The 10,418-nt window shown below is 43.6% G+C and carries 9 protein-coding genes; 7 read left to right on the top strand and 2 right to left on the bottom strand.

The annotated features are described in order from the left end of the window. The first annotated feature begins 92 nt into the window (after positions 1–92). A complete protein-coding gene (locus E1160_RS09640) occupies positions 93–2,552 on the top strand; it encodes a GcvT family protein (protein WP_155154944.1) in 2,460 nt (819 codons plus the stop codon). A 124-nt stretch (positions 2,553–2,676) separates the two neighbouring features. Here E1160_RS09640 and E1160_RS09635 read toward each other — a convergent pair whose 3' ends face one another. Together E1160_RS09635 and ilvD are read right to left on the bottom strand one after the other, a co-directional pair. After that, positions 2,677–4,179: a M81 family metallopeptidase gene (locus E1160_RS09635; RefSeq protein ID WP_155154943.1), complete on the bottom strand. Its 1,503-nt coding sequence runs from the start codon at positions 4,177–4,179 to the stop codon at positions 2,677–2,679. A 36-nt stretch (positions 4,180–4,215) separates the two neighbouring features. Further along, the gene (gene ilvD, locus E1160_RS09630) at positions 4,216–6,066 is read right to left on the bottom strand and encodes a dihydroxy-acid dehydratase (RefSeq protein WP_155154942.1); all 1,851 of its coding nucleotides are present in this window, start codon (positions 6,064–6,066) and stop codon (positions 4,216–4,218) included. A gap of 211 nt (positions 6,067–6,277) precedes the next feature. Here ilvD and E1160_RS09625 point away from each other — a divergent pair, with 211 nt between their 5' ends. The 6 genes from E1160_RS09625 to rplI all read left to right on the top strand — a co-directional run bounded on the left by E1160_RS09625 (position 6,278) and on the right by rplI (position 10,390). Continuing rightward, positions 6,278–7,144 (top strand): dimethylarginine dimethylaminohydrolase family protein, encoded by an 867-nt coding sequence (locus E1160_RS09625; RefSeq protein ID WP_155154941.1) that lies wholly within the window; start codon positions 6,278–6,280, stop codon positions 7,142–7,144. Positions 7,145–7,222: 78 nt separating this feature from the next. After that, positions 7,223–8,026: a hypothetical protein gene (locus E1160_RS09620; protein WP_155154940.1), complete on the top strand. Its 804-nt coding sequence runs from the start codon at positions 7,223–7,225 to the stop codon at positions 8,024–8,026. 10 nt (positions 8,027–8,036) lie between these two features. Beyond that, entirely contained in the window at positions 8,037–8,858 is an 822-nt protein-coding gene (locus E1160_RS09615) for a class I SAM-dependent methyltransferase (protein ID WP_155154939.1), read from the top strand. Between the two features lie 207 nt (positions 8,859–9,065). After that, on the top strand, positions 9,066–9,503 hold the full coding sequence (rpsF, locus tag E1160_RS09610) for a 30S ribosomal protein S6 (RefSeq protein ID WP_155154938.1): 438 nt from the start codon (positions 9,066–9,068) through the stop codon (positions 9,501–9,503). Then, on the top strand, positions 9,503–9,748 hold the full coding sequence (gene rpsR / locus E1160_RS09605) for a 30S ribosomal protein S18 (RefSeq protein ID WP_155154937.1): 246 nt from the start codon (positions 9,503–9,505) through the stop codon (positions 9,746–9,748). The genes rpsF and rpsR overlap by 1 nt, the downstream gene beginning before the upstream one ends. 12 nt (positions 9,749–9,760) lie before the next feature. Then, positions 9,761–10,390: a 50S ribosomal protein L9 gene (gene rplI / locus E1160_RS09600; RefSeq protein ID WP_155154936.1), complete on the top strand. Its 630-nt coding sequence runs from the start codon at positions 9,761–9,763 to the stop codon at positions 10,388–10,390. Positions 10,391–10,418: the final 28 nt, after the last annotated feature.

Here is a 10,418-nt window from a genome sequence, read left to right as displayed (position 1 = left end):
ATTGTTAGTTTTGAAAAAAAAACTATATGCAAAATACAGTGATTAAATTTGAAACCAAAAATTAAGATTTACAGGATAAAGAGGCTTCCCTTATGGCTAAAGATCTTCCTACAAAAGCTGATGTTGTGATTGTTGGTGGTGGTATCGCAGGATGTTCCATTGCATATCACCTAACAAAAATCGGTTTATCCGATGTCGTTCTTTTAGAACGCAAACAACTCACCTCAGGTACAACATGGCATGCCGCTGGTTTGGTCGGACAACTTCGTGCAAACCGAAATATGACCGAATTGGCAAAATATACCGCGGAACTCTTCAACAATCTGGAAGAAGAAACAGGTCAAGCAACGGGCTTACGTGTGCGAGGTAGTGTTTCCCTTGCCTTACATGAAGAACGTTTCACTGAATTGAAACGTGGTGCATCTATGGCCTCCAATTTCGGCTTGGAAGTTAATGTCATTCGCCCTGAAGAGGCCGCTGAACGTTGGCCGGGCTTGAATGTGGAAGACGCTGTTGGCGGCGTCTATTTGCCCGCAGATGGTCAATGCAATCCAATTGATACCTGCTTGGCATTGGCAAAAGGCGCACGTATGGGCGGTGCAAAAATCTTTGAAAATACTTTGGTGACAAAAATTATCAAAGAAGGTGGCAAAGCCGTTGGCGTGATGACCGAACAAGGTGAATTACGTGCCAACACCGTTGTTATCGCTGGCGGTATGTGGAGCCGTGATTTAGCTGCACAAGTCGGTGCGAATGTACCTTTACATGCAGCAGAACATTTCTACATCGTGACGGAACCAATGGCAGAAATGAATTCTAACTTCCCTGTACTTCGTGTACCTGATGAATGTGCCTATTATAAGGAAGATGCAGGTAAATTAATGCTGGGTTGTTTTGAACCAATCGCCAAACCTTGGGGTATGGATGGTATTGATCCTGAATTTGAATTTACCAGCCTTCAGGAAGATTTCGATCATTTCGAACCAATTCTGGAAATGGCTCTCAACCGCTATCCTGCTCTTGCAGATGCTGGTATTAATTTGTTCTTCAATGGCCCAGAAAGCTTTACACCAGATGATCGTTATATGATTGGTGAAACGCCAGAAGTTGAAAATCTGTTTGTTGCTTCTGGCTTTAACTCAATTGGTATTCAATCATCCGGTGGTGTTGGTAAAGTTGTCGCAGATTGGATCCGTGATCGTAAACCACCGATGGATTTGGCAGATGTAGATATCAAACGCATGATGCCATTCCAAAGTAATAAGAACTACTTACATGATCGTACGGTTGAGACATTAGGCCTTCTTTACGCAATGCATTGGCCTTATTACCAAAACACAACGGCCCGTAATGCCCGTCATACCGCTTTACATGATCGTATTGATGCAGCAGGCGCATGGTGGTCAGAAACAGCCGGATGGGAACGTCCAGCCTTCTTCGTCCCAGAAGGCGGAGATTTTGAAATCGAATATAGTTATGGCCGTCAAAACTGGTGGAAATATGTGGATGCTGAATGCAAAAACATGATGGAAAATGTTGCTTTATTCGACCAGTCTCCTTTCCCTAAATTCTTGCTTCAAGGTAAAGATTCTTGCGCAGTTTTGAACCGTATCATGTGTAACAATGTTGATACAGAAATCGGCAAGACTTTATACACACAGATGCTCAACGAAGATGGTGGCATCGAAGCCGATGTTACAGTTATTCGCTTAGATACAAATGAATTTATGATTGTGACCGCAGGTGCAGCACAGACACGTGACTTCAGCTGGATCAAAAAACATATCCCGGAAGATGCCCATGCGTTCCTAACCGATATTACATCAGGTCTACCAATGATCGGCTTGATGGGACCTAAATCCCGTGCATTACTTGAGAAATTAACAGGCGCTGATCTTAGCAACGAGGCCTTCCCATTTGGTACCAACCAAGAATTGGAAATGGGCTATGCCCGTGTCCGCTTGAACCGTTTAACTTATGTTGGTGAATTAGGTTGGGAACTTTATGTACCAGCAGAATTTGCTAAACAAGTATACGATATGATTGTTACCGCAGGTAAAGAGTTCGACCTTGGTCATGCTGGTTATTTTGCCATGAATGCTTGTCGTTCCGAAAAAGGATATCGTCACTGGGGTCATGATATTGCCGGGGAAGATACACCTGTTGAAGCTGGCTTGGCTTTCGCATGTGACTTTGAAAAAGAAGGCGGATTTATTGGTAAAGAAGCAATTCTAGCCCAGAAAGAAAAAGGCGTTCCATGCAAACGTCTCGTTCAAATTCAGTTGGAAGATGACAGTGAAACTGCCCCACTTATGTATCATGAAGAACCAATTTATCGTAACGGAGAAATCGTTGGGTCCATTACATCCGGTACTTGGGGACATCGCATCAACAAATCTATCGGCATGGGCTACATCCACAGCGACGATAAAGTTACAAAAGACTGGATCGAAACAGGTGATTTTGAAATTGAAATCGCATGGGAAAAGCATAAAGCCAAAGTACAACTTGCCCCTTGGTATGATCCAAAGGGTGAGCGTATCAAAGCCTAAGGCCTTTGAGTTCACCCGATGGAGTAGTAGCTATCGGGGATTTTAAAGGGCGTAACAACCTTAAGCTTTGATCATCTCCCAAAAGAAAAGCCGCCTTACTTGAGGCGGCTTTTTAATTCTTGGTTTAAGGTGTCTTGCTAACACCTGATCGTAAATTCTTGTAATTCAAAGAATTTGCATCGGCACGCACAGGACCCGGTTCCGCCGCGACAACTAAAACTTCTGAGGCGATTGGTTGGAAATCAGCTCGGAAATGAACGGAACTTTTTACGGCAATGATCTTTTCATTTTCAGGTTCTATGTCTAAATGACGCAACATAGATGTATCACCTGTCTGCATGGGTTTTGACATTATCGCAACGCGCACACCGCTTTCCAATTCAACAAGTGCCATATTCCCCATCTGGAAATTCGCACCACCCCACATTGGGCCTATTCCTGTAAATACGCCGTCTCCAAGAGATAAAACTTTGACCTTACATATAAATGGTTCGTCTTCCGGCTGCAATTTGCCGCCGATTGATAATTCTATTTCAGCACCAATGCCGGCCTCATGACATTTTAATGCCGCGGCTGGATCATTAAAGATGCCCACTAACGTATTAGAAGCTTTATTTGAGACAAATGCACGTAACAATCCGGTTGTATCACCGGGGCCACCTCCACCGGGGTTATCTTGTGTATCCGCAATAATAACAGGTTTGTCAGCAGATGCCGCAATTCTCTGAGCCTCGGCTACGACCTCATCAGGTGTAAAGATTTTGCCGCCAAAACCATTACGACGCTCATCCAAAGCATCAGATAAAGCTTTCGCGACCCGATCAGCATCTTCCTGCGTTTCTGCATAGGCAATAATAGAGGGACCACATTCCTTGATATCAGCCAGATTAAACCCACACGCAAATGATAGAGCCGCCACAGATGGATCACTTTCCAATAATTCGGGCAAAACCACATTATACATCTCACTTGGAGCAGGAAGATAAGTACATCCAAAGACAAGCGGTACAAGGAAATCAGGTTTAATATGCGCTTTTGCCCATTTTTCACCCGTATTGAGTAAACTATGCAAATGACGCGCAGCCCGTGCGCCCGTTTCGCCCATATCCACATGTGGATAGGTGCGATAAATCTCAATCACAGATGCTTTTTCAACCATTAAATCAGTGACATTGGCATGGAGATCAAGACTGACAGCAATCGGCATATCTTCGCCGACCACATCACGGACACGACGCAGAATCTCCCCTTCTCCATCCTCCGTATGTTCACAGACCATCGCACCATGAAGGTCCAGATACACGCCATCCAAACCACCGGGGCGCTTCATTGCTTTTTCTATATCTTCGATAATTTGACCCGAAATACGTTCAAATGCACCTTCGGTCACATGGGCAGATGGCGTTGCAGAACACCAACTTAGTGGAAATAGATCATAACCATAAGTGGTCAACGTATCCATTGCGCCCGTCAGGGGTAAATGCACCCCTTTGGTCTCTTTTATAAGATCAGCCCCACGACATAATCTTGGCCAGCCATCTGCCTGTTCAAACTTGTCGAAACTCGCTTTTACAGGCGCGAAAGTATTTGTTTCATGTTGAAACCCGCCAACCGCAATTGTTGCCATGAGGCTATCCTACACTATTATTTTCAATAACTTAGCTTAATCCGCATCAGGTAATACACGAACCGCGCCTTTATCCGCAGATGCTGCAAATGCTGCATAGGCTTTCAAGGCTGTAGATACCGCACGCTTACGTGGCTGTGCAGGTTTCCAACCATCTTTACCTTTCGCATCCATGGCTGCACGACGTGCCGCAAGTTCTTCGTCAGAAATCACTAAATTGATACTACGGTTTGGAATGTCGATTTCAATCCGGTCACCTGGTTCAACCAATCCGATTGCACCGCCCGCAGCTGCTTCTGGTGATGCATGACCAATAGAAAGACCTGATGTACCACCAGAGAACCGACCATCGGTTAACAAAGCACAAGCTTTACCTAATCCCATGGATTTCAAATAACTGGTCGGATACAACATCTCTTGCATACCCGGGCCACCTTTTGGACCTTCGTAGCGAATGATAACCACATCACCTTCCACAACTTCACCACCCAGAATACCAGCAACGGCAGCATCCTGACTTTCAAACACTTTTGCAGAACCTGTGAATTTAAAGATGGATTCATCAACCCCAGCTGTTTTGACAATACAACCGTCTTTGGCAATATTCCCAAAAAGAACAGCCAAACCACCTTCTTTTGTGAAAGCATGTTCCGGATCACGGATAATGCCATTCTCACGATCATTATCAACTTCCGTATACATACGAGATTGAGAAAATGCTTGAGTTGTACGAACACCGCCCGGTGCCGCACGATAAAACTCATCAACGTCTTTATCGTCGGTGCGAGCAATATCCCAATTATCAATAGCATCACCAATCGTTTTTGCATGAATAGTGCTACATTCACGATGTAACAAGCCACCACGATCAAGCGCACCAAGAATACCCATGATACCACCTGCGCGATGGACATCTTCCATATGAATATTTGGAATATTCGGCGCCACTTTACATAAACATGGGACCTTGCGGCTCATCCGGTCCATATCTTCCATGGTGAAATCAACGCCTGCTTCATGTGCAATCGCCAAAAGATGCAATACAGTATTGGTGGAACCACCCATGGCAATGTCTAGGGCCATTGCATTTTCAAAAGCATCAAATGTTGCGATACCACGTGGTGTCGCAGTTACATCTTCATCAATATAATAACGTTTGGTTAGTGCCACAATTTCACGACCTGCACGCTCAAACAATGCTTTACGCGCCGCATGCGTTGCCAAAACAGACCCATTCCCCGGAAGCGCAACACCAAGAGCTTCAGCTAAACAGTTCATGGAATTAGCTGTGAACATACCAGAACAAGACCCACATGTCGGGCATGCGGAACGTTCAAATTTTTCAACTTCTTCATCAGAACGGTTTGGATTTGCAGCTTCCACCATGGCATCTACAAGGTCGACCATCTTTTCGCCTTCTTGCAGGATCACTTTACCAGCTTCCATAGGACCGCCAGATACAAAGATAGTTGGGATATCAATACGCATTGCTGCCATCAACATACCCGGTGTAATCTTGTCACAGTTAGAAATACAAACCATTGCATCTGCACAATGCGCATTCACCATATATTCAACTGAATCTGCAATCACCTCACGGGACGGCAAGGAATACAACATACCATCATGCCCCATGGCGATACCGTCATCTACAGCAATTGTGTTAAATTCTTTTGCAACACCACCTGCTTTTTCGATTTCACGCGCAACCAGTTGCCCCATATCTTTCAAATGAACATGGCCTGGAACGAACTGGGTAAAACTGTTGACGACTGCAATAATCGGCTTACCAAAATCATCATCTCCCATGCCTGTCGCGCGCCAAAGTGCGCGGGCACCTGCCATATTACGTCCGCCGGTACTTGTTTTTGAACGATATTCGGGCATTTTCCTGACCTCAAATCTTTAGTTATTAAATGTTGCTGCGGAGATTACCTATTTTCTCTGCCTGTGGAAAGCGTGTTTCGACAGATTCACGCAATATCACAACGCTTTTTCCGCCAGACATAAAATATTTATAAAAATCACTTGCCAGTTTTGCGAAGAAAGCTAATAATACATGCATTAACTATACATTTGTACAATAAGGATAATTCAAATGAGTAAGTTTAACGAATTTGGCAAAATTGAGCGCATGGCGATCCGCCCTGCCCCAAATGCTTTTAAATCCCAAGCACAAGCAGATGCCGAATGGGAAGATTTGCGTTTTCACCAGAATGTAGATGTAAACGAAGCTTATAATGAATATGAAGCTTTCAAAAAAATCTTCACCGACGCTAATATCCAACTGGATGAACTACCTGCGAATGACGATCTGACATTGGATGCGATTTACGTGCGTGATGCGGCTATTATCGCCCCAAATGGTCTCATCCTTATGAATATGGGCCGTGTATCTCGTAATAATGAACCAAAAATTCATGGTGAAATCTTAGGTTCAAGCGGCGTCAACATTCTGGGTGAGATTAAAGCACCGGGCAAAGTTGAAGGTGGTGATTTTATCTGGGTGAACGAAAAAGCAGCCGCAATCGGCCTTGGCCCACGTACAAACCAAGAAGGTATAGATCAACTTAAAGCGCATTTAGGTGATGAGGTTGATTTATTCGTCTGCCCGCTTCCAGATCCAAGTCACCCTGATGACGTTTTCCACTTGATGAGCATGATTTCACCTGTTGCGGAAGATTTAGCCGTGATTTATCGCCCCTTAATGCCTGACGATTTTATCAAATGGCTGGAAGGTCACGGTATCGGCTTTGTTGAAGTGCCGGAAGAAGAGTTCTTACCTATGGCATGTAATGTATTAGCTATTGCCCCACGTGAAGTGGTGATGCTGGATAAACTGCCACTTACCAAAGGGTTATTGGAAGATGCTGGTTGTAAGGTTCATACTTACAAGGGAGATGAAATCAGCCGTAAAGGTGAAGGTGGCCCAACCTGCCTAACGCGTCCGTTAGTACGCTCCTAACATAATTTATTATAAAATTGACTCCTCCATATCTATTTCTATAGCTTCTCTTATGGGCTTAGGTATGGGGGATTTCGTATGTATAAATTATTTATTTTGTCTGCAATAAGCATCTTAGCTTTATCTGCTTGTACAGCACCAAGAACACCAGATAACTCGCAAGTAGAATACTATTCAGAACGAATTGATTATCTTAGATTCTATAGTGACGTACAAATATGTAATCTTGCATATGATAAAGTAAGAAGTCGATGGCGGTTAACTGACTTTTATGCCTTGATGGAATTACAAGTCCGCAACCTAAAATGTGATGGCCAAACATTCCCATATAAGTTTGAAGGAATAGAAGATTATATCGCTCATAGAAAACATACCCCTAAACCATCGCCACACCAACCGAAGGTACATGCAACTAACAATTCACTAAAACATGTAAGTGATACAGATTTATGTAAGCAAGCTAGCTGGGGGCAGTATGGCTATAATCATTCAGCACCTTACTATTCTGAAGAAGTTCTCTCACGAAAAGCATTCTGCGACGCTGAGCTTTATGAAAAGATAAGCAAATCGAACTTAAGCGTTTTATGTGCTTCAATTTCAATTTCGCCTGAACAATATCCAAATCTGGTAGATATTTTAGAAACAAATAACTACACATGTAAGCTAACAGTAAAACCAAAAAGCGATATTGCTATTACCTCTGACGATAAATTATGTGCTTTAGCTACAAACTCAGATTGGCGACCAAATAAAAATACAACGCCATCGATAAAAACCTGGAATACAACCGGAAACCCCGATGCAGTTGCAAAAGCCAAAAGTATGGGTCTAACCTGCGGAACAGGTGATTTTGTTAATCCTAATGAACATTATAATAACTAGTATGTAAAACATGAACGAAACGAAACTTGTAAGAGATTATTGGGCAAGCAAGGTGGAGGATTGGTCGAATTGGGCTGATCCTATGGCAAAACTGGCGGCTGGCCTAAACCAACCTATTTTGGATAGCCTAGATATTCAGGAAGGTGATCATATTCTTGATCTGGCCTCAGGTGTTGGTGAACCCGCTTTTTCTGAAGCCAAATTATCAGGTTCATCGGGCCTTACGATTGCAACTGATCTGGTTCCTGAAATGTTATCAGCGCTTAAAAAGCGTGAAGGATCAGACATCCTGCAGTTTTCAGCAGCAGACATGCAATCCCTTCCCTTTGCTGAATATAGTTTCAATCATATTTCCTGTCGCTTCGGTATTATGTTTGTACCAGATCAATTAAAATCCTTGGCAGAATGTTTCCGGGTGCTAAAACCGCTAGGTAAAGCCTCTTTCCTAGTTTGGGGAAAACAGGAAGAGCAACGTATTTTTCATCTTATCCGTAAAGCTTTAAAATCCTGTTTTAATATTGAAATGGATGAAGATTACAACAAGATATTTGCGCTTCATGCCGAAGGACATCTTTCAGGCATGATGACGAGATCCGGATTTGAAATTGTCGAAGATAAACAAATTACTTTTTCACCGATTGCACCTAAGGGCGTTAAATTCTGGACATCTCAATTAGAGCTTAGCTTTGGTCATGCGATTAAAGAATTATCCAAAGAACAACTCAACCAACTAGATCAGGAAATCGAAAAAAGATTACAGGAATTTGCTTTATCTGACAAAGGCTATCAAATGCATCTGACCATGCGTCTTGTAACGGGTCAGAAACCATAGAAAACACTTGCATTTCTTATATTAGAGGCGTATAAGCCTCCCATCAAATTGAGGTCTGACAATTTTGTCGGACCTTCTTTTTGTTTCACTCCTTGCTGTTTGACGGACTTAAGCAATCTATCTTTCAGCTACGAACAGGCGGCAGAGCTTTGATTTTATTAAGGAAACTGCGCTGTTCATTTTTTATTAGCCATAAGGAGTTACATTATGCGCAATTATGAAACTTTGCTTATTGCGCGTCAGGATGTATCTGCATCTCAAGCAGAAGCACTAGCTGATCAATTTATCGGCTTCCTGACCGCTGAAGGTGGCGAAATCTCTCGCCGTGAATATTGGGGTCTTCGCAACCTAGCGTACCGCATCAAGAAAAACCGTAAAGGTCACTACGTTTTGGTAAACTACGCAGCACCACATTCTGCTGTCGTTGAAATGGAACGTAACATGCGTTTGTCTGAAGACATTCTGCGTTTTATGACCACACGTACAGAAGAGAAAATTGAAGAAGCTTCTGTTGTGATGCAACGTCGTGATGACCGTTCCGACCGTGGTGATCGTGGTGATCGTCCAGCACGTGGACAAGATCGTTCCCGTTCTGACCGTCCATCCCGTGGCCCAAAGGTTGAATCTGAAGGAGGTGACGAATAATGTCTGCACGTCCACAAGGCGCACGCCGCCCATTCTTCCGTCGTAAGAAAACTTGCCCATTCTCTGGTGCTAACGCGCCTGAGATCGATTACAAAGATGTGAAATTGTTACAACGTTTCATCTCTGAGCGTGGCAAGATCGTACCTTCTCGCATCACAGCTGTTTCTGCAAAGAAACAACGTGCTCTTGCATCTGCTATTAAGCGTTCCCGTTTCGTGGGTCTGCTTCCATACGTTATTAAGTAAGGAGTAGTTACCATGGATATCATTTTGATGGAACGCGTAGAAAAACTCGGCCAAATGGGCGACGTTGTTTCTGTAAAAACAGGTTATGCACGTAACTATTTGTTGCCATCTGGCAAAGCTGTTCGTGCGAACAAAGTAAACATTGCTAAGTTCGAAGCTGAAAAAGCACAATTGGAAGCTGCTAACCTTGAGCGTAAAAACGAAGCTCAAGCAGTTGCAGACAAAATGGATGGTATTACAGTTACAATCATCCGTTCTGCATCTGACGCTGGTCAATTGTACGGTTCTGTAACAACTCGCGACATTGCTGAGTCCGTAACAGAAGCTGGTTTCACTATCGCTCGTAACCAAGTTGTTCTTGAGCGTCCAGTGAAAAATCTTGGCATTTTCGACTTCCGCATCAAATTGCACCCAGAAGTTTCCGCAACTGTTTCTGTAAACGTTGCACAGTCTGAAGAAGAAGCTCAAGCACAAGCTGATCGCGTTGCACGCGGTGAGCCTGCATTGCTTACAGCTGCTGAAATGGACGCACGTGAAGCTGCTGAGCAAGCTGCTGAACAAGCTGCTGCTATGGCTGCGGTTGCTGCTGAAGTTGCTGCTGAAGAAGAAGCTGAAGCTACAGAAGAAGCATCTGCTGAATAAGCACTGCTTTTCTAAGCAAAAGTTTAAC

Source organism: Curvivirga aplysinae, assembly GCF_009711445.1.
GTDB lineage: Bacteria > Pseudomonadota > Alphaproteobacteria > UBA8366 > Aestuariispiraceae > Curvivirga > Curvivirga aplysinae.
This window is presented reverse-complemented; position numbering and strand designations above follow the sequence as displayed.